This window comes from Lysobacter sp. yr284 (assembly GCF_900107375.1).
In the GTDB taxonomy this organism is placed as follows: Bacteria; Pseudomonadota; Gammaproteobacteria; order Xanthomonadales; family Xanthomonadaceae; genus Lysobacter.
In genome coordinates, this window is sequence record NZ_FNPT01000002.1 from 245659 (window position 1) to 272037 (window position 26379).

General features: G+C 71.6%; 29 protein-coding genes. 11 read left to right on the forward strand and 18 right to left on the reverse strand.

Annotated elements, in window-relative coordinates; translation table 11 throughout:
* Positions 1–2 precede the first annotated feature (2 nt).
* Positions 3–803 carry a septum site-determining protein MinC gene (minC, locus tag BLV01_RS06140; RefSeq protein WP_254782528.1) on the reverse strand — a complete coding sequence of 267 codons (801 nt, stop codon included), beginning with the start codon at positions 801–803 and terminating at the stop codon, positions 3–5.
* Complete coding sequence (locus tag BLV01_RS06145) at positions 800–1414, reverse strand: GNAT family N-acetyltransferase (protein ID WP_091795379.1); 615 nt, start codon at positions 1412–1414, stop codon at positions 800–802. The genes minC and BLV01_RS06145 overlap by 4 nt, the downstream gene beginning before the upstream one ends.
* A 144-nt stretch (positions 1415–1558) precedes the next feature.
* On the opposite strand from BLV01_RS06145, the gene BLV01_RS06150 reads away from it, so the two are divergent.
* From BLV01_RS06150 to BLV01_RS06170, 5 genes are all read left to right on the forward strand, one after another.
* A complete protein-coding gene (locus BLV01_RS06150; RefSeq protein ID WP_091795382.1) occupies positions 1559–2761 on the forward strand; it encodes a sensor histidine kinase in 1203 nt (400 codons plus the stop codon).
* Positions 2758–3411, forward strand: a complete 654-nt coding sequence (locus tag BLV01_RS06155) for a response regulator (RefSeq protein ID WP_091795385.1) — start codon at positions 2758–2760, stop codon at positions 3409–3411. Before BLV01_RS06150 ends, BLV01_RS06155 begins: the two co-directional genes overlap by 4 nt.
* A gap of 517 nt (positions 3412–3928) precedes the next feature.
* On the forward strand, positions 3929–5014 hold the full coding sequence (locus BLV01_RS06160; protein ID WP_091795389.1) for a polyketide cyclase: 1086 nt from the start codon (positions 3929–3931) through the stop codon (positions 5012–5014).
* A gap of 300 nt (positions 5015–5314) precedes the next feature.
* Positions 5315–5701: a hypothetical protein gene (locus tag BLV01_RS06165; protein WP_091795392.1), complete on the forward strand. Its 387-nt coding sequence runs from the start codon at positions 5315–5317 to the stop codon at positions 5699–5701.
* A 1-nt stretch (position 5702) separates the two neighbouring features.
* The gene (locus tag BLV01_RS06170; RefSeq protein ID WP_091795396.1) at positions 5703–6392 is read left to right on the forward strand and encodes a DNA-3-methyladenine glycosylase family protein; all 690 of its coding nucleotides are present in this window, start codon (positions 5703–5705) and stop codon (positions 6390–6392) included.
* A gap of 534 nt (positions 6393–6926) precedes the next feature.
* Here BLV01_RS06170 and BLV01_RS06175 read toward each other — a convergent pair.
* The 7 genes from BLV01_RS06175 to BLV01_RS06205 form a co-directional block, all read right to left on the reverse strand.
* Positions 6927–7625, reverse strand: coding sequence for a class I SAM-dependent methyltransferase (locus BLV01_RS06175; RefSeq protein ID WP_091795403.1), 699 nt, complete (start codon positions 7623–7625; stop codon positions 6927–6929).
* A 16-nt stretch (positions 7626–7641) separates the two neighbouring features.
* Positions 7642–8451, reverse strand: a complete 810-nt coding sequence (locus BLV01_RS06180; RefSeq protein ID WP_091795409.1) for a M15 family metallopeptidase — start codon at positions 8449–8451, stop codon at positions 7642–7644.
* A 193-nt stretch (positions 8452–8644) separates the two neighbouring features.
* The gene (locus BLV01_RS06185) at positions 8645–8824 is read right to left on the reverse strand and encodes a hypothetical protein (RefSeq protein WP_091795415.1); all 180 of its coding nucleotides are present in this window, start codon (positions 8822–8824) and stop codon (positions 8645–8647) included.
* Positions 8821–9009 carry a type II toxin-antitoxin system antitoxin gene (locus tag BLV01_RS06190; protein WP_091795421.1) on the reverse strand — a complete coding sequence of 63 codons (189 nt, stop codon included), beginning with the start codon at positions 9007–9009 and terminating at the stop codon, positions 8821–8823. Before BLV01_RS06190 ends, BLV01_RS06185 begins: the two co-directional genes overlap by 4 nt.
* Entirely contained in the window at positions 9006–9377 is a 372-nt protein-coding gene (locus BLV01_RS06195; RefSeq protein ID WP_091795428.1) for a hypothetical protein, read from the reverse strand. Before BLV01_RS06195 ends, BLV01_RS06190 begins: the two co-directional genes overlap by 4 nt.
* 10 nt (positions 9378–9387) lie before the next feature.
* Positions 9388–10260: an SPFH domain-containing protein gene (locus tag BLV01_RS06200; protein WP_091795434.1), complete on the reverse strand. Its 873-nt coding sequence runs from the start codon at positions 10258–10260 to the stop codon at positions 9388–9390.
* Between the two features lie 252 nt (positions 10261–10512).
* A complete protein-coding gene (locus BLV01_RS06205; RefSeq protein WP_139178532.1) occupies positions 10513–11517 on the reverse strand; it encodes a hypothetical protein in 1005 nt (334 codons plus the stop codon).
* A 111-nt stretch (positions 11518–11628) separates the two neighbouring features.
* On the opposite strand from BLV01_RS06205, the gene purT reads away from it, so the two are divergent.
* The 3 genes from purT to BLV01_RS06220 all read left to right on the forward strand — a co-directional run bounded on the left by purT (position 11629) and on the right by BLV01_RS06220 (position 13878).
* The gene (purT, locus tag BLV01_RS06210; protein WP_091795447.1) at positions 11629–12828 is read left to right on the forward strand and encodes a formate-dependent phosphoribosylglycinamide formyltransferase; all 1200 of its coding nucleotides are present in this window, start codon (positions 11629–11631) and stop codon (positions 12826–12828) included.
* Positions 12829–12868: 40 nt separating this feature from the next.
* Positions 12869–13309 carry a hypothetical protein gene (locus BLV01_RS26155; RefSeq protein ID WP_091795454.1) on the forward strand — a complete coding sequence of 147 codons (441 nt, stop codon included), beginning with the start codon at positions 12869–12871 and terminating at the stop codon, positions 13307–13309.
* Between the two features lie 215 nt (positions 13310–13524).
* The gene (locus tag BLV01_RS06220) at positions 13525–13878 is read left to right on the forward strand and encodes a hypothetical protein (protein WP_091795459.1); all 354 of its coding nucleotides are present in this window, start codon (positions 13525–13527) and stop codon (positions 13876–13878) included.
* Positions 13879–14052: 174 nt separating this feature from the next.
* Here BLV01_RS06220 and BLV01_RS06225 read toward each other — a convergent pair whose 3' ends face one another.
* From BLV01_RS06225 to BLV01_RS06245, 5 genes are all read right to left on the reverse strand, one after another.
* Entirely contained in the window at positions 14053–14400 is a 348-nt protein-coding gene (locus BLV01_RS06225; RefSeq protein WP_091795462.1) for an SMI1/KNR4 family protein, read from the reverse strand.
* Entirely contained in the window at positions 14397–15197 is an 801-nt protein-coding gene (locus BLV01_RS06230) for an ATP-grasp domain-containing protein (protein WP_175485797.1), read from the reverse strand. Before BLV01_RS06230 ends, BLV01_RS06225 begins: the two co-directional genes overlap by 4 nt.
* A gap of 177 nt (positions 15198–15374) precedes the next feature.
* Positions 15375–16607 carry an endonuclease/exonuclease/phosphatase family protein gene (locus BLV01_RS06235; RefSeq protein WP_091795467.1) on the reverse strand — a complete coding sequence of 411 codons (1233 nt, stop codon included), beginning with the start codon at positions 16605–16607 and terminating at the stop codon, positions 15375–15377.
* Between the two features lie 195 nt (positions 16608–16802).
* Positions 16803–17237 (reverse strand): hypothetical protein, encoded by a 435-nt coding sequence (locus BLV01_RS06240; RefSeq protein WP_091795470.1) that lies wholly within the window; start codon positions 17235–17237, stop codon positions 16803–16805.
* Positions 17238–17362: 125 nt separating this feature from the next.
* On the reverse strand, positions 17363–18100 hold the full coding sequence (locus BLV01_RS06245) for an arginyltransferase (protein ID WP_091795473.1): 738 nt from the start codon (positions 18098–18100) through the stop codon (positions 17363–17365).
* Positions 18101–18321: 221 nt separating this feature from the next.
* Here BLV01_RS06245 and BLV01_RS06250 point away from each other — a divergent pair, with 221 nt between their 5' ends.
* On the forward strand, positions 18322–18966 hold the full coding sequence (locus BLV01_RS06250; protein ID WP_091795476.1) for an EF-hand domain-containing protein: 645 nt from the start codon (positions 18322–18324) through the stop codon (positions 18964–18966).
* Positions 18967–19100: 134 nt separating this feature from the next.
* Here BLV01_RS06250 and BLV01_RS06255 read toward each other — a convergent pair whose 3' ends face one another.
* The 4 genes from BLV01_RS06255 to BLV01_RS06270 form a co-directional block, all read right to left on the reverse strand.
* Complete coding sequence (locus BLV01_RS06255) at positions 19101–20366, reverse strand: RNA polymerase sigma factor (protein WP_091795480.1); 1266 nt, start codon at positions 20364–20366, stop codon at positions 19101–19103.
* Positions 20367–20715: 349 nt separating this feature from the next.
* Positions 20716–21567, reverse strand: a complete 852-nt coding sequence (locus BLV01_RS26160; RefSeq protein ID WP_175485799.1) for a hypothetical protein — start codon at positions 21565–21567, stop codon at positions 20716–20718.
* A 1-nt stretch (position 21568) separates the two neighbouring features.
* Positions 21569–22468 (reverse strand): acyl-CoA thioesterase II, encoded by a 900-nt coding sequence (gene tesB, locus BLV01_RS06265; RefSeq protein ID WP_091795483.1) that lies wholly within the window; start codon positions 22466–22468, stop codon positions 21569–21571.
* 115 nt (positions 22469–22583) lie between these two features.
* Complete coding sequence (locus BLV01_RS06270; RefSeq protein ID WP_091795487.1) at positions 22584–23147, reverse strand: N-acetylmuramoyl-L-alanine amidase; 564 nt, start codon at positions 23145–23147, stop codon at positions 22584–22586.
* Between the two features lie 331 nt (positions 23148–23478).
* Between BLV01_RS06270 and BLV01_RS06275 the strand changes: the two genes are divergently transcribed.
* Entirely contained in the window at positions 23479–24018 is a 540-nt protein-coding gene (locus BLV01_RS06275; protein ID WP_091795490.1) for a hypothetical protein, read from the forward strand.
* Positions 24015–26363, forward strand: coding sequence for a bifunctional 23S rRNA (guanine(2069)-N(7))-methyltransferase RlmK/23S rRNA (guanine(2445)-N(2))-methyltransferase RlmL (gene rlmKL, locus BLV01_RS06280; RefSeq protein ID WP_091795493.1), 2349 nt, complete (start codon positions 24015–24017; stop codon positions 26361–26363). Before BLV01_RS06275 ends, rlmKL begins: the two co-directional genes overlap by 4 nt.
* Positions 26364–26379 lie beyond the last annotated feature (16 nt).

Genomic DNA, 26379 nt, shown 5'->3' on the forward strand with positions numbered 1-26379 from the left:
CGTCAATCCAGCGCCGCAATCTTGATTTGTTCGTCTTCCAGCCAGACCTGCACGGGCTTGCCGCGCAGCTCCTTGGGGATTTCTTCGAGCACTTTGTAGCGGCCCGCGATGGCGACCAGTTCGGCGTAGAACTCGCGGCAGAAGATGCGCGCTTTCGCGTTGCCCTGCGCGCCGGCCAGGGCGCGGCCGCGCAACGGGCCGTAGATGTGGACCGAGCCGTCGGCGATGACCTCGGCGCCGGCGCCGACCGTGGTCAGCACGGTCAGGTCGCGGTTGTCGGCGTAGATCTGCTGGCCCGAGCGCACCGGCGCGGATTGGATCATTCCTACCGATGAAGCCTGCGCGACGGCCGGCGCGCCGGCCGGCGGGCGCGGCGTGCTGCGGGCCGGTTCGGCGGCCGGCGCGGGCGCCGGCGCTTCGCGTCGCGGCGCCGCGGCTTCGGCGACGGCGGCGCCGTCGGCGCGCTCGTAGGACGCGCGGAACTTGGCCAGCAGCGGCAGGCCCAGCGCCTGCGACAGTTTCTCGATCTCGCTGGTGCCGTAGGCCAGCGCCACCGGCAGCACGCCGGCCGCGCGCAGCCCGTCGAGCAGGGCCTGGGCGGAGGCGATGTCGGGCGCATGGCTGAGGCCGCCGAAGTCGATCACCACCGCGGCGCGGCCGAACATGTTCGGGGCGCGCTGCACGCGGCTGCGCATTTCCTCGACCAGGCGCGGCACGTCGAGGCTGCGGATGCGCAGGTTGGCGATGCCGACCTGGCCGATCTTGAGTTCGCCGGCCTGTTCGTAATCCACGGCCACGCTCACGGGCAGGTCCCGGTGGGACGCGGCGCGTCGGCGTGGACGGGCGCCACCGGCACCCGCGGGCGGGCCAGCCAGCCGGCGTCGGGCAGGGCGTCGCCGTAGGTCTGGCGCACCCATTCGAAGCTGCACAGCGGCTTCATCAGCATCGCCGCGCGCACGCCGGCCTCTTCCATCACGTGCTGGCCGACCTCGCGGAAGCCGAAGCTGCCGTGGAACAGCAGGGCCGGGTCGTTGCCGCCTTCCAGGAACACCTCGCAGGCCAGCTGCGGGTAGCGCAGCTCGGCGTAGCTCTGGGCGTCGGCATAGAAGGCGCGGCCGACGCCGCCGCCGCGGCGGCGGCTGGCGACGACGATGCGGTCGATGTAGAAGAAGTCCGGATAGCGCTCGTGGAACCAGCGGAAATTGCTGCTGTCGTGGCCGGCGCCGGAACCCACGCCGATCAGGAAACCGGCCAGGGTGCCGTCGCGTTCGGCGACGCGGAAATATTCGGCGGTGTCGAAGAAGTGACGCAGACGCGCCGCATCCAGCGGCAGGATCGCAGGCCCGGCGGCGTTGTTGAGGGCAAGGACGGAATCCAGCTCGTGCTCGCGCACGTCGCGGACGACGATCGACATTCCAGGCTCCAGATAGTTGCAAGCCGGCGCGAAATCCGTGCCGGCGCCGTCGATTATCGCACGGGGGGCGGTCGCGGGGCGAACGCCCAAGTCCATGACTTTCGGACGGCTCCGCCCGGGCACCGCTACCGTTAGCATGCGTTCATGCTGGCACGCCTGACCCCCACCCAACTCATGCGCTTCGCCGGGCTGTTCACCTGGGGAGTGGCCGGGTGCTGGCTGGTGATCATGTGGCTCGAGCCGGAGGCGGCGACTTCGCTGCCCGGCGGCAGCGAGCACACCTTCTTCCTGCTGATCCTGCGCTGGGTGGCCATCCACCTGGCCTTCGGCGCGGTCTACTGGTGGGCCAGCCGCGGCCTCGGCCAGCGCCGGCCGGGACCGGCCGACCACGCCCTGCTGCTGGTCCTGACCGCCTGCGCCATCGGCGTGGGCTACTACTCCAACAGCGGCATCGGCAGCATCCTGCTGATGGTCGTGGCCGGGCTGCTGCCGTGGCTGCTGCCGTTGCGGGTCGGGGTGGCGTGGCTGGTCCTGAGCAACCTGTCGATCATCCCGGTGTTCGTCATCGCCATCGGCCAGCCGCTGCTGGTGGCGATCGTGCAGTCGGTGGCCTACGCCGGGTTCTCCAGCCTGGTCTTCGTCAGCTCGCTGGTGGCGATGCAGCAGGCCCAGGCGCGCGAGGACCAGCGCCGGCTCAACGCCGAGCTGCGCGCGACCCGCGCGCTGCTGGCCGAAAGCGCGCGCATCAACGAGCGCACCCGCATCTCGCGCGAGCTGCACGACCTGCTCGGCCACCACCTCACCGCGCTGAGCCTGAACCTGGAAGTGGCCGGGCACCTGTCGGAAGGCCGGGTCAAGGAACACGTGCAGCAGGCGCATACTCTGGCGCGACTGCTGCTCACCGACGTGCGCGAGGCGGTCAGCCAACTGCGCGAGAACGGCGCCATCGACCTGTCGCTGGCGCTGCGCCCGCTCGCCGAGAACGTGCCCGCCCTGGACATCCGCATGGACATCGAGACCCCGCTGACCCTGGACGACCCCGAGCGCGCCCACGTGCTGCTGCGCTGCGCCCAGGAGATCATCACCAACGCGGTCCGCCACGCCGGCGCCCAGCACCTGTGGATCGACGTGCGCCGCAACGACGGCCACATCGTCATGAGCGCGCGCGACGACGGCCGCGGCGCCGACCACCTGATCGCCGGCAACGGCCTGCGCGGCATGCGCGAGCGGCTGGTGCAGCACGGCGGCCAACTGCGAATCGAAACCCGGGCCGAGGCCGGCTTCAGCCTGCGCCTGACCCTGCCCGCCACCGCGGCCGCCATGGGCCGCGAAGGAGCCCTGACATGATCCCCAATCCCATCCGCGTATTGCTCGTCGACGACCAGACCCTGGTCCGGCAGGGCGTGCGCTCGCTGCTCGCCCTGGCCGAGGGCATCGAAGTCGTGGCCGAGGCCGGCGACGGCCGCCAGGCGGTCGAGATGATCCCGAACCTGCGCCCGGACGTGGTCCTGATGGACATGCGCATGCCGGTGATGTCCGGCCTGGAGGCGCTGCAGGCCCTGGCCCGCAGCGGCTACCTGCCGCCGACGATCATCCTGACCACCTTCGACGACGACCAACTGGTGCTGGCCGGGCTTAAGGCCGGGGCCAAGGGCTACCTGCTCAAGGACGTGTCGCTGGAGCAACTGGTCGGCGCCATCCAGACCGTGGCCGATGGCGGCTCGCTGGTGCAGCCGGCGATGACCCAGCGCCTGCTGTCGGGCCTGGAGCACATGCGCAACGACTTCGTCAGCCTGGACCGGCCCGACCCGCTGACCGAGCGCGAGACCGAGATCCTGCGGCTGATGGCCGGCGGCTTCTCCAACAAGGAGATCGCCAATTCGCTCGGGGTGGCCGAGGGGACGATCAAGAACCACGTGTCGAACATCCTGTCCAAGCTGGGCGTGCGCGACCGCACCCGGGCGGTGCTGAAGGCGTTCGAGCTGCAGTTGGTCTGAGCGCGGTCGCCGGCCGGGCGCGCTGCATGCCCGGCGGCCCGTCGCCGGCGCGCGAGCGGCCACGGGCGGCGCGCCGGGGCGCGGTCCGGGCCGGCCGGATCCAGCGATCCGGCCGCATCGGGGCGGGTCCGCCTCGGTAAGCCGGGCTTCGCCGTCGCCGCCGCGGTGCGCGGCCGCCGGCCGGCCGCGTCCGGCCCGGCTTCTACTTTCGTCGAATCCTTCCGCCCGGCGCGCGCCGCGGCGGCGCGCGAATGCGCAGGCGCGGGCGAGGCGAGGGCGCCTGCGCCGCGTCCGGACTTGACCGGATTTGCGCTTACGCGTCCGCATACCGGAGCGGATGCCGCTTCGAGGCGGCACAAAGCCGGCCAGTTGCGGGCTTTTCGCGGCGCGGGCCGGCCACGACGACTTTCGATGGGCTTTCTTGCCTGTGACGGCTGCCCTTGCCGGGATTTATCTTGCTACGATTGCGGGTCTGCGCCCCTGGCCCGCACCTGGGCCCGGCCCTGGAGAACCCTGAATGACCCGTCTGATCGAGATTCTGATTTCCCTGGCGATCGTCGCCGTGCTGTTCCTGGTCGTCGGCATCGTTCTGCCGTCGAGCCGCCACCTGTCGCATTCGGTGGAGACCAACCGCAAGCTGACCATCGTCTTCGACACCTTGAACAGCGTGCGTCGCTTCAAGGAATGGAACCCGCTGGCGCTGCGCGATCCGAATATGGAGATCAAGCTGGTCGGCAAGGATGAGGGCGTGGGCGCCCGCCTGGAATACTCCTCCAAGGAACGCGGCCTGGGCCAGGGCAGCTGGGAAATCGTCAAGAGCGAGCCGGGCAAGCTGGTCGGCTACAAGATCACCAACCCCGAGCGCGGCGAGAACAAGCGCTCCGAGTTCACCTTCAAGCCGACCGGCCGCAACAACCGCAACGTCGAGATCACCCAGACCTACGACGTCGACTACGGCTTCAACCTGCTCGGCCGCTACTCCGGCCTGTACGTCAGCAGCAGCGTCGGCGAAGACATCAAGATGGGCCTGGCGCGCCTGAGCAACCTGCTCGCGACCGTGCCGAACTACGACTACGCCAAGCTGTCGGAAACCGATCCGAACAATGCGCCGAAGGCCGTCGACCGTCCCGCCGAGAACATCCTCAGCGTCAACGCCGCGGTCGAGCGCAACAACGACAAGATCAAGGGCCAGATCCACGCCAACATGGAGTGGATCAACAAGGTCATCGCCGCCAACGGCCTGGAAGCGGTCGGCCCGGTGCGCATCGTGACCAACGAGTTCGGCACCGAGACCTACGACTTCGACACCGTGCAGGTCGTGCGCAAGAAGGGCGACACCGCCACCGGCGACGCCACCGCGCTGGAAGTCAAGGTCGAAGGCCCGGTCAAGGCTTCGCTGCTGCCGGCCTCGAAGGTCGTCGTCGCCTCCAGCGGCGGCCACAACTTCGCCGCGCTGCCGCCGGTGCGCGACGCCGTGCGCGCCTGGGCGATGACCCGCGGCTACTCGACCACCGACCGTCCGTACGAGAGCTGGAAGGCCGGCATCGACCAGAGCTTCGACCCGGCCCTGGGCCAGTTCGACGTCTACTGGCCGGTCAAGTAATCCCGTCGCCCGCGCTTGCGCGGGCCGGATGCGACACCCCAACGCGCCGCGGATTCCGCGGCGCGTTTTTTTTGGCGATTCGGGATGGCGAGCGCGACGGCGGTCTTGGCCGGATCGCCGTGGCGATGGGGTGCCGCTGTAGGAGCGGCGCAAGCCGCGACCGCGGCCTCCCAACGCCCGGCGCTGAAGCCGCGCGGTCGCGGCTCGCGCCGCTCCTGCAGCGCAAGTCCGCAGCTTGCGCGAACGCGCCCGCGCCAACGCTGCTATCGTTGAACGCTCCCACTTCCCGCGTTCGCCCGCATGAGCGCCAGCGCTTCCGATACCCGCATTCCCGCGCCGTTGTCCGCGCGCCTGCTCGCCGCCAGCGGCGCCGTACTTGCCGCTTTGGCGGTGGCGCTGTCGGCCTACGCCGCGCACGCGGCGGCCGATCCGCATGCGCAGGCCCGGCTGCAGAGCGCCGCGGTGTTCGCCTTCGGCCACGGCATCGCCCTGGCGGCGTTGGCGCCGCCGGCGCGACGCGCGTTCACGCGTGCGGTGCTGGGCGCGTTGCTGCTCGGCGTGCTCGGCTTCGCCGGCAGCCTTGCCGCGGCGCACTTCTTCGGCGCGTCGACCCGGCTCGCGCCCTACGGCGGCAGTTTGATGATCCTGGCGTGGCTGGCCTACGCCGCCGACGCGGTGCGGCGCTGACGTGCCGCGCCAGGTCCGCGGGTTCGACGCGCAGGCCGCGCACGCGCACCTGAGCCGCAAGTGCCGCCGGCTCGGCGCGTGGATGAAGAAGGTCGACACGCTCGAGAACGGGCCGATCCCGAACGACGCGCGCTGGCGCCAGCGCTTCGATCCGGTCGATGCGCTGGCGCGCGCGATCTTGTTCCAGCAGCTCAGCGGCAAGGCCGCTTCGACCATCGTGGGCCGGGTCGAGGCCGCGATCGGCAGCGCGCGCCTGCACCACGGCACCCTGGGCCGCTGCGACGACGCGACCTTGCGCGCCTGCGGCGTGTCCGGCAACAAGCTGCTGGCCTTGCGCGACCTGGCCGCGCGCGAAGCGCGCGGCGAGATTCCCGACCTGCGCGCGATGGCGCACATGGACAACGACGCCATCGTCGCCGCGCTGGTGCCGATCCGCGGCATCGGCCGCTGGACGGTGGAGATGATGCTGATGTTCCGCCTCGGCCGTCCCGACATCCTGCCGGTGGACGACCTGGGCATCCGCAAGGGGGCGCAGTTCGTCGACAAGCTGGGGGCGATGCCGGCGCCTAAAGCGTTGGGGGAGATCGCACAGCGGTGGGGGCCGTATCGGACCTATGCCAGTTTGTATTTGTGGCGGATCGCGGATATCGGCTCGGGGGTGGCCAAGCCGGTGGATCGCTCGCAGGGGTGAGGGGGCGTATTCGATTGGTCGTGGGGGTGGTTTGCGCGATGTTTGCGCTTGCCTGGATGTAGGGGAAGCGCAAGCTGCGACCGCGGCCTCGCGGCGATTGCGGAGGTTTCGTCGTAGTGGTGGTGCCGCGGTCGCGGCTTGCGCCGCTCCTACAGTCGGACACGCAACTGCACTGCCGTCGTTGACGAGTGACGACATGCCGCAATCAACAGCTTTCGTCCGCTAGCGGCCGAGTTACTTTCTTTGGCAGCGCGCCAAAAGAAAGCAACCAAAGAAAAACGCTTGTCTGAAGTCACCAGCCACCAAGTCCAGCGCCTTGCGCGGGGATGCGCCGTAAGGGGCATCCTGCCCCTACGGCGCACGCGCGCATCCATGCGCGCGCCCTCCGGGTCTGCGCAGCGGCGGCCTCGGGCGAGGTGGGGGAATAAGGCAACGGCAACAGCAACGGCAACGGCAGGATGGATTTCGGCCTTCGTCGGCATTTAGTGGCGTGGCGCGGTGCGGATCGACGCGGCTGGTTCGCTGCCGGACGTTTCAGCCCGGTGCGGCCAGCAGGATCAGCGATGCCGGACGCTGGGTTTGCGGGTGCACGGGTTCTTGCAGTTCGCGCAGGGTCAGGCCGCTGCGTTGCAGCAGCGCCAGCCAGCCGCCGAGGGTGCGGAAGTACCACGGCGCGGGTTCGCCGAAGTCGCCTTCGCAGCCGGCCCAACTGCCGTCGCGCCAGCCGTCGCGGTAAGGGGCGTCGGCGCAGGCGGTGGGCGGGTGCAGGGTCTGGATCAGGACGTGGCCGCCTTCGTTCAGGCGCGCCGGCAGGGCCGCCAGCACGGCGTCGACCGCGTCGCCGCCGAGCAGGGAGAAGTTGCACACGATCAGGTCGAAGCGCGCGTCGAGCGCGCCGGCGGCGATGTCTTCGTAGCTCAGGCAGGCATAGCGCTGCGGCGGCGCGGCGGGATCGGCGCGGCGCGCGGCTTCGATCAGCGCCGGTACGGCGTCGCTGCCGCGGGCGTCGATGCCGCGGGCGAGCAGGGCGCGGGTCAGCCAGCCTTCGCCGCAGCCCAGGTCCAGCGCGGTGCGCGGACGCAGCCGCGCGGCGGCTTCGATCGCGGCGCGGTCGGTGACCAGGCGGCGGCTTTCGATCGCCTGCGCACGCACCGTGCGGGTCCACGGCGCGGCGTTCTCGCGCCAGGCGGCGAGCACGCGCGCATCGCTGTGGCGGGCGTCGTCGGCGCTCATCGCATCGCCCCGGGGTTCAGGCCGGCGGCGCGTAGCGCCAGTGCCAGGGTTCGTAGACGATGCCGTGCGGGTTGCCGCGCGGGTAGCTCATCGCGAAGCCGTGGCCGCCGGCCTGTTCGCGCAGCCAGGCGAAGGCGGGCGTGCGTTCGAACGATTCCTCCGCCGGCGGCTCGCCGGGCGCGCCGATGTCCAGCGCCAGCCCGCTGTGGTGTTCGCTGTAGCCGGGCGCGGCGTTGACGGTGAGGATCTCGCCGACGCTTTGGCCGCGCGCGCGCTTGCGTTCGAAGATGCCCAGTTGGTAGTCGTGGCTGCGGTAGCCGGAGATCGCCTCGAGCGCGATGCCGTCGCGCAGCGCCGCCTCGCGCAGGTGGGTCCAGGCGCGCGCGGCGGCCGGATGCAGCCACAGCGGGCGCCGGTAGCGGTCGAAGCCGGCCAGGGCCAGGCGGTCGGGTTCGGCGATCAGGTCCAGGCCGGTGCGCGCCTGGTAGCCGGCGGCGTCAAGGCCGAGCGCGTCCAGGCGCTGTTCGAGCCGGTCCAGCGGCAGTTCGGCGACCCGCAGCAAGCCTTCGCGGCGGTAGTCGACGATGCGTTCGAGCGCGTCCAGCGCGGCATCGATGCCGTCCTCGCGCATCAGCCGGTGCACCAGCGGCAGCACGCCTTCGGGCAGGTCGGCGGCGAGGAAGCGGCCGTCGCGCTTACGCCGCAGCACGTGGCGCGCGCGCGCCAGGGCGCGGGCGTCGGCGTTGCTGCGCGCGCGCAGCAGGCCGCCGGGCCAGAGCTCGATGTCCGGGGTGTTGATCAGGACGTGGCCGTGTCCGCGCAGCATGCGGGCAGGGTAGCGCGCATGCGGGCGGCCTGCCACGGTGGCGGCGGTCGTTGGCAGCGGGAAGTGCGCCGTGGTTGCGTTGTCGCGGTCGCGGCTCGCGCCGCTCCTGCAGGGAGCAACCGTAGCCGCGATTCAGACTGCAGGAGCGGCGCGAGCCGCGACCGCGACAACGCGCCAACGACGAAAGCCGCCCTCAGCCCGGCCGCTTGAAGTAAAGCCGCGTCCCCAACACGCCCGGATCGTGTTCCGCCGCGACCAGCTCCCAGCCCAGCGCGCCCTGGCGGTCGAGCTCTTCCTGGATGCGCTCGCGCATCGGCGCCTCGAACAGCTTGTAGGTCAGTTCGATGACGAGGTGCTTCCACTGCTGGCTCATGCGTCTTCCTCGGGGGACGGGGGCGGCGGTTCCTGGCGCGGCAGGCGGCCGTTCCTGCGCAGCGCATCGCGCAGCACATATTCGATCTGGGCGTTGAGCGAACGCAACTCGTCGTCGGCCCAGCGTTGCGCCGCGGCCAGCACTTCGGCGTTGATCCGCAGCGGATAGGCTTTCTTCTCGCTCACTGCCGGCCGGCCCGCGGGTCGTCGCGCGGGGCGCGGTAGTCGCGCTTGAGCCGCGACAGCGCGACCAGCATCGTCACCGCCAGCCCGTTGACCGAGACCAGCAACAGCACGGTGACGACGAGGACGCGGTTGTAGTCGCCGTGGGCCCAGTAGAAGCCGAGCGCGGCCAGGAACATCGAGATCGCCACCAGCGCCAGCAGCCGGGCGAAGCGCGCGGCGACGGCGGCCGGGTCGCGCAGGCGCGAGGCGTCCAGGCCGTTGATCAGGTGCAGGTTGCCGCGCGCGACCAGGACCGCGGCGACCAGCACCGGCAGGCCGCTGACCGCCATGATCAGCGGCAGCACCAGCGCGTTGTCGGGCAGGTTCATCGCGGCGCCCTCAGTACAGGCTGCCGGTGTTGACGATGGGCTGGGTGCCGCGTTCGCCGCACAGCACCACCAGCAGGTTGCTGACCATCTGCGCCTTGCGCTCCTCGTCGAGCTGGACCACGCCGTTCTTCTGCAGCTCGGCCAGGGCCATCTCGACCATGCCGACCGCGCCGGCGACGATGCGGGTGCGCGCGGCGATCACCGCGTTGGCCTGCTGGCGCTGCAGCATCGCCTGGGCGATCTCCGGCGCGTAGGCCAGGTGGCTGATGCGCGCGTCGATGACGCTGACGCCGGCGTCGGCCAGGCGTTCCTGCAGTTCCTGCTTGAGGTGCAGCGAGATCTCGTTGGCGTGGCTGCGCAGCGACAGCTGGCCCTCCTCGTGCTGGTCGTAGGGATAGCTGGTGGCCATCGCCCGCAGCGCGGATTCGGACTGGATATGGACGAAGGTCTCGTAGTCGTCGACGTTGTAGACCGCCTCGGCCGAATCCACCACCTGCCACACGATCACCGCGGCGATCTCGATCGGGCTGCCGTCGAGTTCGTTGACCTTGAGCTTGCCGCTCTCGAAGTTGCGCACGCGCTGGCTGACCTTGCGCTTGGCGTACAGCGGGTTGTTCCAGCGCAGGCCGTTGTCCTTGACCGTGCCGACGTACTTGCCGAACAGGCTCAGCACCGCGGCCTGGTTGGGCTCGACCATGTACAGCCCGGCCAGGCAGACCAGGGCCAGCACGGCCACGGCGACGAAGGCCAGCGCGCCGAAGGTGACCGGGCTGTCGGGGCCGGTGACGGTGGCGATGAAGCCGTAGCCGCAGCCGAGCAGGACCAGCAGCAGGACGAGCAGGGCCGGGATGCCGGGCAGGGACTGGATGGGGTTTTCTTTCATGGCGGCTCGTCCTTGGGAACTGGATGTATTGATATCAAATTGATATCAAGTCGTCAGCTGCCGTCCGTCGGAATCGGCCGAGGCCCCCTGTAGGAGCGGCGCGAGCCGCGACCGCGGAGTGGCCGCTCGCGGCGGAACTCTTGGGGGCTGGATGGGGAAGGCCACCGATTGGACGGGCTTCGGGGGAGGGCGCTGGCGTGCGTCGCTTCGGTTGTTCGCGGCTCGCGCCGCTACTACAGGGAGTGAACCGGCTTACGGAGCGATCCGGTACAGCGGCGCCGGGATGAACTCGCCGGTGGCGTAGAGGAAGCGGCCGTCGGCCGACCAGCCCAGCGCCTCGGCCTGCGGCAGCCACGGCAGTTCGCTGACCCGCGGCGCGCCGGCCACGGCCTGGGCCCAGTCCTGTTGCGGCTGGCGCGGGTACAGCAGCAGGTAGCGGTAGGTCATCACCGCCAGGGTGCGACCGTCGGGCGAGACGTCGGCGGCGGTGACCTGGCCCTGGATCCGGGCCCGGAACGGGTTGTTCTGGCGCAGCTGCGCGTCGGGCTCGGGAATGCCGGCCAGATCGCCGAGCCGGGTCGCGGTCTGCAGGGCGTTGCCGGCCGGCATCAGCGGCAGCGAGAACAGCTCCGGCGGCTGGCGTTTCTTGGAGATCAGCAACACCTGCCGGCGCGCCACGTCGACCGCCACCGCCTCGCAATCGCGCGCGCCGTCGGGCCAGCGGAAGGCGATCGACCAGGCCGGCTTGAGCCGCGCGTTCTCGATCCTGTCCGGCTCTTCGATGATGTGCAGCTGCAGGCTGCGGCGCAGGCCGCCGTTGTCGCCGGTGTCGGCGATCAGCAGGTAATGGCGGCCGTCGAGCTCGAAGGCGGCCATGTCCTCCCAGTCGGTCTTGATCACGCCCTCGATCCGCGCGGTGGCCAGGCGGTCGCCGTTCTCGGCCACAGCGAACAGGCGCTCGGGGTTGCCGCCGTCGTCGTGCATCCACAGCACGCCGGGGTGCCGGCGCGAGGCGGCCAGGCCGCTGATCTCCGACAGTTGCGGGTCCAGCAGCATCCCGGCCAGCTCGCGGGTGCCCGGCGCGGGCGGCTGGGCGCGGTGCGCGCGCCACAGCATCCACCCGCCGGCGAGCGCGGCCGCGAGCAGCGCGCCGGCGGCCAGCCAGCGCCAGCGGCGCGGCGCGCGCGCGCCGCCCGGGACGGCGGAGACAGCAGGGGCGGCGACACGCTCGGCGTGCCGTTCGGACGCGGGGGACATGGCCGACAGCATCGCATGCGCCCCCGGCGCCGCCATAGCCCGGCAAGGCCGCGGCGGACGCGGAAAGTTAGACTAGGCTCATCCGCCCCATCGTTTTCGAGGTTGCACGCCATGACCACGCTCGGCACGCCGTTGTCCCCGCACGCTTACCGCGTGCTCCTGCTCGGTTCGGGCGAACTGGGCAAGGAGGTGGCGATCGAGCTGCAGCGCTTCGGCGTGGAAGTGATCGCCGCCGACCGCTACGCCGACGCGCCGGCGATGCAGGTGGCCCACCGCAGCCACGTGCTCGACATGCTCGACGGCCAGGCCGTGCGCGCGTTGATCGCGGCCGAGCGGCCGAACCTGATCGTGCCGGAGATCGAGGCCATCCACACCCAGACCCTGGTCGAGCTGGAAGACGAGTTCGCCCGCCGCGGCAGCGACACCCGGGTGATCCCGACCGCGCGCGCCGCGCGCCTGACCATGGACCGCGAAGGCATCCGCCGCCTCGCCGCCGAGACCCTGACGCTGGCGACCTCGCCGTACCGCTTCGTCGACACGCTCGAGGACTACCGCGCCGCGGTGGCCGAGATCGGCCTGCCGTGCGTGGTCAAGCCGGTGATGTCGTCCTCGGGCAAGGGCCAGAGCCTGGTGCGCGGCGAAGCCGACATCGACAAGGCCTGGGACTACGCCCAGACCGGCGGCCGCGCCGGCGCGGGGCGGGTCATCGTCGAGGGCTTCATCGACTTCGACTACGAGATCACCCTGCTGACCGTGCGCCACGCCGGCGGCACCACCTTCTGCGCGCCGATCGGCCACCTGCAGCGCGACGGCGACTACCGCGAGAGCTGGCAGCCGCAGCCGATGAATCCGGTGGCGCTGGCGCGCGCGCAGGAGATCGCCCGCGCGATCACCGACGACCTCGGCGGCTACGGCGTGTTCGGCGTGGAGCTGTTCGTCAAGGGCGACGAGGTCTGGTTCAGCGAAGTCTCGCCGCGCCCGCACGACACCGGCCTGGTCACCCTGATCTCGCAGGACCTGAGCGAATTCGCGCTGCACGCGCGCGCGATCCTCGGCCTGCCGATCCCGACCATCCGCGAACACGGCCCGTCCGCGTCCTGCGCGGTGCTGGCGCAGGGCCACGGCGTGCCGGTGTTCTCCGGCGTGGATGCGGCGCTGGGCCAGACCGACACCCAACTGCGCCTGTTCGGCAAGCCGCGCGTGGAAGGCCACCGCCGCGTCGCGGTGACCTTGGCGCTGGGCGGCGACATCGACGAAGCCCGCGCCAAGGCGCGCGAAGCCGCCGCGCAGTTGCGGATCGAATTGCGCTGAGCGTTGTCCAAACCGCACGACCCTTCGCACCGGAGCGACGATGAACGAGACCCAGGGCTACGCCGTGTTCTTCTTCCCGCAGGCGCTGGAAGCGCTGGGCGAGGCCATCCGCCCGTACCTGCTCGACGGCCCCGGCGGCCCGCACGTGCTGTGCAAGGAGATCGACACCGGCGGCGCGTTCACCGAGATGACCCTGGAAGGCCGCACCTCCGAAGGCCGCGACCTGACCCTGGAACTGATGGTGCCCGGCAACATGGTGCGGATGATCGTCTCCGCGCACGGCGAAGGCTCGTTCGGCTTCGGCCCGCGCATCGCCCGTCCGGCGGCGAAGCCGGCGAGCGCGCCGGCCGCGGCGCCCGCATCGGCTCCCGCACCGGCGCAACCGCAGTCGCCGCCGGCGGTGCCGACGCCGCAAGCGCCCGCGCCGGCGGTGCCCGACGCACCGGCGCCGGTGATCGCGGGCGACGACAAGCCGAAGTAAGCCCGCGGCGATACCGCTGTTGTGGGAGGGTCTTCAGGCCCGACGCTTTTGTTTCAAGTCGCGCCGAGCTGAAACCACAGCGTCGGGCCTGAAGGCCCTCCCACAAAAAGTCGGAAAGCGACGCGCGAGATCGGGTGGCTCGCTCCCGCCTCCTGGGGTTACCCTGCGCACGGCCGCGAGAACGCGGCCGTTTTTCGTTCACAAGGATTCGTGCCATGCAAGGCGACACCATCGCGCTCTACCGCCCCGTCGGCCCCAACGAACTCGCGCGCCTGCGCGAAAACGCATTCAAACGCTGGCCGCCGCGCCTGCCGGAACAGCCGATCTTTTATCCGGTCACCAACGAGCGTTACGCCGCCGAGATCGCCGAGCGCTGGAACGTCAAGGACAGCGGCTATGGCGCGGTGACCCGCTTCGAGGTCGATGCGCAGTTCATGGCCCGCTATCCGATCCAGAAAGTCGGTGGCGCGCACCACACCGAGTGGTGGGTACCGGCGGAAGAGTTGGAGGCGCTCAACGACCGCATCGTCGGCGTCATCGAAATCGTGCGCGAATTTCGCGCCGAGTGAAGCGGCAATGGCTTGTTGATTGTGGGAGGGCCTTCAGGCCCGACGCTTTCCGACCCGATCGCCGCGACCTGAGCCGAACGCGTCGGGGCTGAAGCCCCTCCCACAACAGCGGGCCGTCCACGCCGGGACCGTCCGCTGCGGTTGCGGCGAACCCGCCTCGCGCCGATGCGTCCCTCAATCCACTGCGCAACCGCCGTCGACCCACGCTTGCAAGCCGGCGGCGACCGCGACGAAATCCGCCTCGCTCATGCTGCCGTGGCCGACCACGAACACGGTCGGCGGCGTCAGTGCGCCGTGGACCACGACCGCGCGCCCGCCGCCGTCGTCGCCGAGGGTCAGGTAACCGGGGCAGTATTCGCGGGTTTCGTAGGTTTCGTTGCGCTCGACGATCTCATCGGCCGGATAGAGCCGCACCGCGCCGATCTCGCGGCCGCCGTGGGCGAGCACGAACGCGCGCAGCGGTTCGGCCAGCGGTGCGCCGTACCAGCATTCGACCGCGGCCCACGCCGCCGCGCCGCTCATCCCTGCGCCGCGAAGTGCGCGGTCGCCGCGGCGACGATCTTCTCGATGTCGTGCGCGTAGAACCCCGACGAGTTGAAGGTGTTGAACTCGATCACCTTGTAGCCCTCGTCGGTCAGCGCCACGTCCATGACGCAGGTGCGGTGCGGCAGCCAGCCGTCGGCCAGCGCCTGCGCCGTCCCGTACAGTTCCGGCCGCGCGACCGCGTTGGCCAGGCGTTGGCCGGCGATGCGGTAGGACGAACCGTCCACCACGCGGCCGTCGACCACGAAGAAACGCCACTCGCCGTGCAGCCTCTGCACCGGCGCCACGATCACTTCGGTCTCGGCGTCGAAGCTGTAGTTGCCCGAATCCACGCTGCTCATCCAGCGGCGGATCTCGCGGGCCACGGTCACGGTGCCGTCGAAATGCTTGAGGTCCTGCACCGGCCGCACGAACCAGACGCTGTCCTCGTCCTCGCCCTGCATCGCGGCCATGCACTCGCGCACGCTCATCTGCCGCACGCGCTGGTTGAGCATGTCGTCGCGATGGCGGTTCCAGGCGTCGACCCGGAACGCGGCCTCGTCGAAGCACAGCCCGCGCCAGCCGCGTTTCTGCGCCAGCCGGGTGAGCTTGGTCGCGCCGTAGGGAATCACCACGCCGTCGAGCGGCGGCACTTGGTTGCCGAGTTCGTCGCAGAACGGAACGACGACGATTTCCTGCACGCGCGCGCCGGCGTCCTCGGCGGCCGCCCAGACCCGGCGGATCTGCTCGTCGGCGATGAAATTGGTCTGGATGGCCCAGGTGACGGTCGTGCTCATGTCGAATCCTTGCGTTGCGCGTTCGCCGCCCATCCTGGGGCGGCGCGTCATGCTAGCGCGTCGATGCCGGAGCGAAAGACGCCGACCGTTCGGCGACGACGGAAGGCCCGGCCGAAGCGCGCTACCGCTGGCGGCGGCGATGCGGCGACCGTCGACGGACGGCTGCTGCGGGCGGGCTTACTTCGCCAGATCCACCCAAACCAGATGATGATCGCTGGCTTCGGAGATCTTCGACTCTTCGCTCCCGGCCTTCGGCCAGAACACGCCCGTGCCCTCGACCTTCCAGCCGCGCGAGGGCAGCACGTAGTCCAGCCGCAGCGTCCCGGCCTTCGGGCCGAAGTCGCCGGTGTGGGTGGCGATGTCGCCCTTGCGCGCGAAGCCGTAGCCGCGCGCGCGTTCGCTGGCGCCTTCGCTGCGCGGGACGTGGCTGGAGTCCACGCGCGGGTGGTCGAGCAGTTGCTTGATCGCGCCGGGCACGCCGTCGCCGTCGACCGGATCGGCGTTCATGTCGCCGACGATGACGAAGCGCGCGTCCGCGTCCAGGCCGCCGCAGCGGCCCTGGTCGTCGCACAGCCACGACGGCGCGCCGCCGTCGAGGTAGCGCGCCCACAGGCCGATCTCATCGAAGTTGCGCGCGCCGTTGCGGTCCTCGGGACCGTCGAACACCGGCGGGGTCGGGTGCGCGGCGAGGAAGTGCAGCACGCCCAGCGGCGTTTTCACCGGCACGTCCCAATGCGACTTGGACGACAGCCGCATCTGCGGCCACACCGCCGCGGAGTACCACGGCTTGCCGGTGGACGGGTCGCGCGGTTGCCGCGCGTTGGGCAGGTTCGCCCACTTGAAGGTCTGGAAGCTGCGCACCGCGGCGGCGTCGATGGGGTACTTCGACAGCACCAGCATGCCGTACTGGCCCGGGTGCAGGCCGTAGCCCCAGGCGTCGTTGCCGCGCGCGCGGTCGCTGCGCGCGGCGTCGCCGGCCTTGCCGTCGCCGTCCAGGTCCAGGCCGCTGGGCACGCCGGTGTTGACCGCGGCGAGGTAGCGATACGGATAGCGCAGCGCGTCGCCGCCGCCGGGCTGGGCGACTTCGAGGTAGTCGCGCTGGAACAGTTCGGCCGCGCGCTGCTGCGGGTCGTAGTCGAATTCGTTGAGCAGGACCAGGTCCGGGCGCACGCGCTGCAGCACCGCGGCGATCTTGCGCGCGTTGTCGTCGCCGGCCTGGAAGCGCTTGACCAGGCCGCCGTCGGCCTCGTCGTACAGCGAGGTGTTGTAGGTCGCCACGCGCAGCCGCGCCGGCGCGGCTGCGTCCTGGGCGCGGACATAGGCCTGGGGATCGCCGTGGACGTTCACTTGCGTGCAGGCCGCGAGCAGGGCCGCGGCGAGCGCGGCGCAGGGAAGGAGGTGTCTGGACATGCGCGCGATGATCGCATGGGGGAAGGTTGCCAGCGTTACAGGTTCGGGGCAGTCGCCAGGGGGCGCATGGAACCAGGGCAATGGGACGCATCGACGCGCCCGGCCGCTGCCTTGATTGCCTGTTTCCTTCGTCGCCTTCGCCAAAAAAAACGCCCCGGCCAGGCCGGGGCGTCCTCACGCCGCTTGCGCAGCGATTTACAGCGTGCAGCCCATCGCCGAGTACTGGGCCTTGCTCTGCTCCAGCGCGGTCTTGCAGGCGCTGGCCAGGGCGGCCTTGCCCTGCGGGGTCGAGGCGGCCTGGGTCCAGGCGGTGCGGCTCTGCTCGAGCGCGCCTTCCAGACCGGCGCGCTGCTCGGCCGGGACCTTGTCGGTCAGACAGGTCTTGACCTTGGTCAGGTAGTCGTCGCATTCCGGCACGCCGACGCTGGCGGTCGGGGCGGCGGCCGGCGCGGCGGCATCGGCCGGGGCGGCCGGAGCGGCGTCGGTCGGGGCCGCAGCCGGGGCGTCGGCAGCCGGGGCGGCCGCGGCGTCGGCGGCCGGGGCGGCGTCGGCGGGCTTGTCGGCCGGCTTGTTGCAGGCGGCCAGCGCCAGGGTAACGGCGGCGGCCAGGAACAGGACCTTCACTTTCATTGCGGACTCCATGTGGCGGTAGGTGATGAGGGTGGCGGCTCCATTGCCAGGCCAGCGAGTGGCGCCATCCCGCACGTCGTGGTTACGACGCGGCTACGAGATACACGACCTGAACGTGACGCGTGTTACGAATGTGTAAAAACCCGCCAGTCGCGGCCATCGAAGGCCTCCAACGGTCGGAACCGGCGCTTGTAGTCCATCTTCGGATGGCCGGCGATCCAGTAGCCCAGGTACAGGTGGCGGCGGCGCTCGCGCCGCGCCCATTCGATCTGGCGCAGGATCGCCAGCGTGCCCAGGCTGCGGTCGGCGAGGTCGGGGTCGTAGAAGGTGTAGACCGCCGACAGGGCGTCCTCGACCACGTCGGTGACCGCGACCGCGAGCAGGCGGCCGTGGCCGGCCTCGCGCAGTTCCAGGAAGCGGTTCTCGCTCCAGCTGCCGATCAGGAACTGGTCGAACTCGATCGCGCCGTGGCCGTCCATGCCGCCGCCGGCGTGGCGCGAGGCGAGGTAGCGCTTGTACAGCGCCAGTTGTTCCGGCGTGCGTTCGGCGCGGTGCACGCGCATCTCCACCTGCGCGTTGCGCGCCAGGCAGCGGCGCTGGCTGCGGTCGGGCACGAAGCGGTCGACCGCAATGCGCACCGCCACGCAGGCGCGGCAGCCGCTGCAGTGCGGGCGATAGACGATGTCGCCGGAGCGGCGGAAGCCCCAGCCCAGCGCATGCGGATACCACTCGCGCAGGCGCGGGTCGCGCGGATCGAGCACCAGGTCGCGGGCGATGCGCTCGGGCCAGTAGCCGCAGGCGTGCTCGCCGGTGTGGAACAGGCGGAGGTCGTCGCTGTCCGGCTGCTGCGGTTGCGTGCCCATGGCGGCAGCATAGCGCCGGGTCGGTGAGTTGCGCATGCAATGGCTCCCGGTTCGCGAAGCGGGGTGTCGGTGCGGCCTGGGACCCCGCCGCGGGCGCGCGCGCCGGCCGCTGCGCGGCTGGCGCCGGGCTGAACCGGCGCGGGTCCTTGTCAACCGCCACGCGGCCAGGGCGTTGATCCGGTCATCGGCGCCGCGGTGGCGCCCGCCCGCAGGAGTCCACGATGAATCGTTTTCCCCTCTACCTCGCCGCGATGACCGCGGTCGCGATGTTCGCCGGCGCGGCGACGGCGGCGTTCGCCGCGCCGCAGGCCGGCGGCGACGGCGCGCAGCGTCCGCGCATGAAGATCGACGCCAACGGCGACGGCGTGATCACGCGTGAGGAAGCGGCCAAGGTCCCGCGCCTGGCCGAGCGTTTCGACGAACTCGACAAGAACCGCGACGGCAAGCTCGACGCCAGCGAGCGTCCGCAGCGCCGCGGCGGGCGCGAGCACGGCGGCCGCCACGGCGGCGCCGGCGGCGCGGCCCGGCTCGACACCGACGGCGACGGCCGGATCAGCCAGGCCGAGGCGGCCAAGTCGCCGCGCCTGGCGAAGAATTTCGCCGCCATCGACGCCAACCAGGACGGCTACATCGTGCGCGGCGAACTGCGCGGCTATTTCCAGCGCGAGCGCCCGAAGTGGGAGGCCGAGCGGGCCAAGCGCTTCGACGCCAAGTTCGCCGAAGCCGACCTCAACCGCGACGGCAAGCTGAGCAAGATCGAAGTGCAGGAAAAGATGCCGCGGCTGGCCGCGCAGTTCGCCTTCCTCGACGAGAACCGCGACGGCTTCCTGAGCAAGACCGAGCTCAAGCCCGACGGCAAGCGCTGACCGCCGGCGTCGCCGACGCCGCTGCGGCCGGGCGCGTTCGCGTCCGGCCGCGCACCCCACCCTAGCTGTAGTTCAGGGCGCCGTGAGGGCGCCCTTTCTTTTGCGCGCGTTTCGCGCGCGGCGCGGCGCGCGGCTCAACCGAAGCGGCCGTCCTTGTACAGCACCAGCGCGATGCTCGCCAGCAAGGCCAGGTTGCTCCAGACGATCGCCGGCTTGCCCAGCATCCAGCGGTAGCCGAAGCCGGCGCGCGGGTCGCGCCCGCTCTCGCGGTAGGAGCGGTCGAGCAGCGGCCCGATCTCGCGCGGCAGCCAGTGCAGCATCTGCCAGTTCATCAGCGCGACCGAGACCAGCAGGAACGCCGCCGGCGCCAGCCAGCCCGCGCTCATGGCTAGGGTCAGCAGCAGGCCCAGGCAGACCAGCGCGGCGCTCGCCGACATCGCGATCATCAGCCGGTGCACGCGCCGGCGCTCGTGCGCGTCGCGCGCGTGGCACAGCAGCAGGCGGGTCATCACGAAGGTGCCGAAAGCGCCGCCGACGATGCCGCCGACGACGCCGCCGACCTGCACGCTCCAGCGCGCGCCGTGCTCCAGCGCCTCGCCGCCGCCGGCGGCCGCGAACGGCGCGAGCAGGCGGTCGAGCAGGGCGACCGCGCCGCCGCCGGCGGCGCCGCCGCTGGCCGAGGACGCGCCCAGGCCGAACTTGCCGGCCAGGCTGGAGCCGGCGGCGCTGCCGGCCAGGGCCGCGACGGCGATCGACGGCGGCGCGATCAGGCCCAGGCTCGAGGCGACCAGGGTGGTGAAGCCGACCGAGGGCGCGCTGGCGCGGGCGAACGCGGCGAAGCGCTCCAGCAGTTCCTCGCGCACCGCGCCGCGCGCGCGCGACAGCCGCTTGCGCACCGCCGCGTCGCTGAGCCCGAGCAGGGCCGCGACCTGCTGCGAGCTCTGGCCTTCGCGGTAGTACAACAGCAGCACTTCGCGGCTTTCGTCGGGCAGCGCCGAGATCAGCTCGGCCGCGACCCGGGCGCGCTCGGCCTCCAGCAGGGTTTCGATCGCGCCGGGCGTGGGATCGGCGGCCAGCTCGATCGCCAGCTCCGCGTCCTCGACCGCGCGCGGCTGGCGCACCCGCGCGCGCAGGTGGTCGCGGGCGAGGTTGCGGGTGATCTGGCGCAGCCACGGCAGGAAGCTGGACGGGTTGTGCAGCTTGCGGATGTTCTGCCAGGCGCTGAGGAAGGCCTCCTGGGCGATGTCCTCGCTGGCCTGGACGTCGCGCACCATCGCCAGGGCGATCGCGGTGACCGAGTTCTGGCAGGCGCCGACGATGCGCGAATAGGCGGCGGTGTCGCCGCGCGAGGCCAGCGGCAGGTCCAGGCCGATCAGCGAGTCCAGGGCCTCGGCGCTCATCGGGCGCGGCGTCCGGCGAAGGGGCGGTGGGCGGGGCTGCGCATGCGGACGGGCTCCTGGGATCGGCGGCATCGGCGATGCCTGCAGTCCAGGACGGCGGCGCCGCGGAAATGTGACCGCTCCGGCGGCTGGGTTGCGGGGAGCGGCCTCGGCGGGGAGCAGGCTCCTGTCGCAGAGGCTTCAGCCCCGACGCCCTTGGGCCGGATCGCGGCGGGGCTTCGGGCTATCGGAGAGAAAAGCATCGGGGCTGAAGCCCCTCCCACAAAAGCCGCTGCCGCAGAAGCGGGTTCCCACACGAGCCGCCTGCGCAGCGACCGCCGCCTGCGACAAAGCGCGAGCCCGGCGGCCCTCAGCCCATCGCGCGCACGGTCTTGACCGTCTTGACCACGCGCCACTGCCCTTCGACGCGCTGGACCTGCAAGGTCTTGTACACCGCCACCGAACGGTTGTGGTACGCGCTGTACTCGACCGTGCCGGCGTCCTTCGAGGTCGGCCGGAACGCGTGCACCTCGATCACTTCCGCCGGCTGGCCGTCGCGCGCGCGGCTGCCGCTGGCCTCGTCGGCGATCTCCTCGCACTGGCTGGCCGGCAGCAGGCGCAGCTTGTCCCGCGCCAGCGCGGCCAGCAGCGGACGCGGGGCGTCGCGGCGATCCACGCGCAGGCATTGGGTGGGCTGGTCGGCCTCGGCCAGCTGCGCGGCGAACACCGCCTGCGCCAGCGCGCGCGGGGTCGCGGCGACGCTGCCGTCGAAGGCGTGCGTGGCCAGCGCGGCCTCGGCCGGCTCCAGCGCCGGCGCCGCGGCGGGACGGGTGCGGATGCCCTGGAACAGCGCCAGCCCCATCGCCACCGCGATGCACACCAGCAGGCCGACCTTGATCCGCAGCGCGCGCTTGTCGCCGGGACGGCGCGCCAGTTCGGCGTCGGAACGGAACCGGTACGGCGCCTGGTGGCTCTGCTCGACGCGGGTGCTGTCGATCAGGCCGGCCTCGCGCAGCAGGTCGCGCGCGCGCAGCTGGTCTTCCGAGCGGATCACCCACACCGTCGGCCGTTCGCCGGCGTCTTCGCGGTAGCTGAAGCTGGAGCGGCGGTTGCCCTTGTAGGAACGGTCGTTGGTGACCCGCACCTCGATCCCGGCCTCGCGCAGCAACTGGGCGACGCCTTCCACGTTCTCCAGGCGCGAACTGGTGAAGACCTGCCTCATCTCAATCCTTCGCCGGTACGTGCGCGGCCGCGTTCGGATCGGCGACGACCCTGATCAAGCCTTCCTGCGCGGTGCTGGCGACCAGCCGGCCGTCGCGGTCGTAGATCTGCCCGCGCGCCAGCCCGCGCGCGCCCTGCGCGCTGGGGCTGTCGATCGAATACAGCAGCCATTCGTCGGCGCGGAACGGACGGTGGAACCACAGCGCGTGGTCGAGCGAAGCCATCTGTACGTTGGGCTGGTAATAGCTGATCCCGTGCGGGAAAGTCGCGGTGCCGAGCAAATGGAAGTCCGAAGCGTAGGCCAGCAGCGCGCGGTGCAGCTCGGGCGCGTCGCCGACGCGCTCGCTGAGGCGGAACCACACTTGCTGATACGGCGGGCGCTTGGGCGGATTGAGCTCGTCGCGCGGGTACACGTGGCGGAACTCGAACGGCCCCTGGCGCGAGAGCCAGCGCTGCACCTTGGTCGGCAGCGTCGCCATCACCTGCGGCGGCACCGGCGGCGCCGGCGCGATGTCCTCGGGCTTGGGCACCTCCGGCATCGACAGCTGGTGCTCGCCGCCGTCCTGCTCGACCTGGAACGAGGCGGCGAGGAAGAAGATCGGCTGGCCGTGCTGGATCGCGGTGACCCGGCGCACCGAGAAGCTGCCGCCGTCGCGGGTGCGGTCGGCCTGGTAGACGATCGGCGCCTCGATGTCGCCGGCCTTGAGGAAATAGGCGTGCAGCGAGTGCGCCGCGCGCGGCGAATCCAGGGTGGCCTGCGCCGCCGACAGCGCCTGGCCCAGGACTTGGCCGCCGAACACGTACTTGGTGCCGATGTCGCGGCTCTGGCCGCGGAACAGGTTGTCTTCCAGCCGCTCCAGCGACAGCAGTTCGATCAGTTCGGAGACGGGTGAGGAAGTCATCGGCCGGCCGGGTGGGGAGGTCGCGGGGAGTATAGCGGGACGGCGGACACGCTCCGGGCGCGCCGCGCCGGTGCGCGAAGGCTTGCGCGGGCGGCCGGCGAGCGCGCCGCGCGGGTCAGGGGCGAAGCCGCTCCAGCCCGCACGCGGCCAGCACCTGCGGCCAGGGGAAGCGCGGGCCGGGATCGCGCTTGCGCGGCACCTGCACGGCCGGATCGTCGCTGGCCTCGACCGTGGCGGTGTCCAGGTCCTCGTGGCCGGCGATCCAGCGCAGCGACGGCAGCTGCGCGCGCAACCGCGCGAGCAGCGCCAGCAAGGCCTCGACCTGCGCCGGCGGATAGGCCTCGTCCATCGCCTGGCGGCGCGAATCCAGCCAATGCGGGTAGCGCCCGGTGTTGACCAGTTCGATCCCCAGCGAACGCGGGTTGTAGCCGCGCACGTGGTGGGCGATGCGGTCCTCGGCGACGTAGCGCAGCGTGGCGCCGTCGCGGTCGATGTAGTAGTGGCCGCTGTTGCCGGTGCCCGAGGCCGGATACAGCACGCGCTCGCCGTATTCGCGCGCGGCGGCCAGGTCCGGCAGCTCGGTGCAATGGATCACCACCAGGTCCACCGAGGCCGGATCGCGCGCATCCAGCCGGGTCTCGTAAGGCAGGGGCGCGAGGACGGAGTTCAGGGGCGGCATGGGCCCGGATGCTACCATTCGGGCCTTCCCCGGAGTTCCGCCATGCCTGTTGCGACGCCCGCCGACTCCGCCCAGGGAATGCCCCGGGCCGCGCTGCCGCGGCCCGGCCGGGTGGGGCGCGACGGCTCGCATCGCGCGTTCGCGGCGGCTGCGGCCGCGGCGTCCCGCCGGCCGCTGGCGGTCGCCGGCGGCGATGCGCCCGCGCTGGCCCGCCACCGCCGCGCCGCCCGCCAGGCCCCGCGCTGAGGCGACCCGGCCCCGCCCTTTCCGACGCCAAGCCGATCGCTTCGGTTCGCACGCGATCCGCCACTCCTTCCCATCGGTTCAAACAATGGTCGTTACCGGACACTGCATCCTCTCGCACGGCTTCGAAAGCGGCCCCGACGCCACCAAGGTCGCGGCCCTGGCCGAAGCGGCGCAACGCCACGGCTGGACCGCCGAGCGCCCCGACTACACCGACCTGGACGCGCGCAGCGACGTCAGCAAGTACGGCGACGTCTACGCGCGCATCGAGCGCCTGCTCGCGCTGGCGCGCGCCGCGGCCGAGCGCGGGCCGGTGGTGCTGGCCGGATCGAGCCTGGGCGCCTACATCTCCGGCGCGGTGTCGATGCAGGTGCGTCCGGCCGGCCTGTTCCTGATGGCGCCGCCGATCCACATGGGCCCGGCGCCGGCGCTGCAGGCCGCGGACGTGCCGCTGAGCCTGCTGCACGGCTGGGACGACGAACTGATTCCCGCCAGCGATGTGATCGCCTGGGCGCAGCCGCGCCGCGCGCGCCTGCTGCTGGTCGACGACGGCCATCGCCTGTCCAACCACGTCGACGCGAGCGCGGCTGCGTTCGCTCGTCTGCTGCAGAGTCTCTACAACGCATGAGCAAGTTCTACGCAAGCTGCGGCAAAGGCCTGGAATACCTGCTGGCCGACGAACTGGCCGCGCTGGGTTGCCAGCGCGCCACCGCCGCCACCGCCGGCGCCAACGTCGAAGGCACGCTCGCCGACGCCCAGCGCGCGGTGCTGTGGTCGCGCCTGGCCAGCCGCGTGCTGTGGCCGATCGCCGAATTCGACTGCCCCGACGAACACGCGCTGTACGCCGGCGTGGCCGCGCTGCCGTGGCCCGATCACCTGGAAGCGGTGCACACCCTGGCGGTGGACGCGCACGTCTCCGGCGAGGCCATCACCCACGCGCGCTACGCCGCGCAGCGGGTCAAGGACGCGGTGGTCGACGTGATGCGCGCGCGCACCGGCGCGCGCCCGGACGTCGATACCGAAGCGCCGGACCTGCGCTTGAATCTGGTCGTGCGCAAAGGCCGCGCGATCCTGTCGATCGACCTCGGCGGCGGCCCGCTGCACCGGCGCGGCTGGCGCCAGCACCAGGGCGAGGCGCCGCTGAAGGAGAACCTCGCCGCGGCGGTGCTGCTGCGCGGGCAGTGGCCGAAGGTCTACGCCGCGGGCGGCGGCCTGTTCGACCCGATGTGCGGCAGCGGCACCTTGCTGATCGAAGGCGCGCTGATGGCCGCCGACGTCGCGCCGGGTTTGCTGCGCCACGGCCTGCTGCCGCCGACACGCTGGCGTGGTTTCGATTTCGCCGGCTGGCGCGCGCTGTGCGATCAAGCGCGTACGCGCGAGACCGCCGGCTTGACCGCGCTGCGGCCGGTCTTCGCCGGCAGCGACATCGATCCGCAGGCGATCCGCGCGGCGCGCGAGAACGAGGCGATGGCGGGGCTGGCGGGATTGATCCGCTGGGATGTGGCGGCGGTGGAGTCGTTGCAGGCGGCGCCGGAGCCGTTGCGCGCGGGTGCTGCTGGGCAAGCCGGCGGTGCTGCGCAAGATGCGCCGCAAACCTTCGACCGTCATCCCCGCGAAGGCGGGGATCCGGGGATTCATCGCGACGATACTGGCGGTTTGGAGCAGGGCGCCGGGGAAGAATCTGGCTTCGCCGGTAGTGCGCCGGCGCAAAGGGATTCGGCTACCCCAGTTGGCCTCGCCGTCTGCAACCCGCCCTACGACGCCCGCCTCGCCGCCGACCCCGCGCTCTACCGCGCGCTCGGCGAAGCGCTCAAGCGCCTGGTCCCGTCCTGGCGCGCCAGCCTGCTGTGCGGCGATCCGGCGCTGGCCCAGGCCACCGGCCTGCGCGCGAGCAAGAAATACCAAGTGTTCAACGGCGCGATCGAATGCGCGCTGATCGTCTGCGACCCGATCGCCCGGGTCGGCCACGCCGAGCAGCGCGCCAAGGAGCAAGACGCCGCGCCGCAGCCGCTCAGCGAAGGCGCGCAGATGGTCGCCAACCGCCTGCGCAAGAACCTGCGCAAGCTCAAGTCCTGGCGCCAGCGCGAAGGCGTGAGCTGCTTTCGCGCCTACGACGCGGACCTGCCCGAATACGCCGCCGCCATCGACGTCTACGCCAGCGACGAAGCCGCGCCGCGCACCTGGCTGCATGTGCAGGAATACGCCGCGCCCGCCGACATCCCCGAGGCCGACCAGCGCCGCCGCCGCAACGAACTGCTGGCCGCCGCGCGCGAAGTGTTCGAGGTGCCGCGCGAACGCATCGCGGTGAAGACCCGCGCGCGCGGCAAGGGCGGCAGCAAGTACGGCCAGTTCGACCAGCGCGGCGAGTTCGTGCCGGTGCGCGAGGGCGCCGCGCGCCTGCGCGTGAACCTGTTCGACTATCTCGACACCGGCCTGTTCCTCGACCACCGGCCGATCCGCCAGAGCATCGCCGAACAGGCGCGCGGCAAGCGCTTCCTCAACCTGTTCGCCTATACCGGCGCGGCCACGGTGCAGGCCGCGGTCGGCGGCGCGGCGCAGACCGTCACCGTCGACCTGTCGGCGACCTACCTGCAGTGGTGCGCCGACAACCTGCGCGAAAACGGCTTCGGCGGCGCCCAGCACCAGCTCATCCACGCCGACGCCATCGCCTGGCTGGAGGCCGAGCGCGGCCGCTTCGACCTGATCTTCTGCGACCCGCCGACCTTCTCCAACTCCGCGCGCGCCGACGACTTCGACATCCAGCGCGAACACGTGCGGCTGCTGCGCGCGGCGGTGGCGCGGCTGGCCGACAACGGCGTGCTGTACTTCTCCAACAACTTCCGCCGCTTCCGCCTCGACACCGAGGCGATCGCGCAGTTCGCCCGTTGCCAGGACATCAGCGCCGCGACGATCCCGCCGGATTTCGAGCGCGATGCGCGCATCCACCGTTGCTGGCGCCTGGAGCCGCGTTGATGATCTTGCGTAGTGT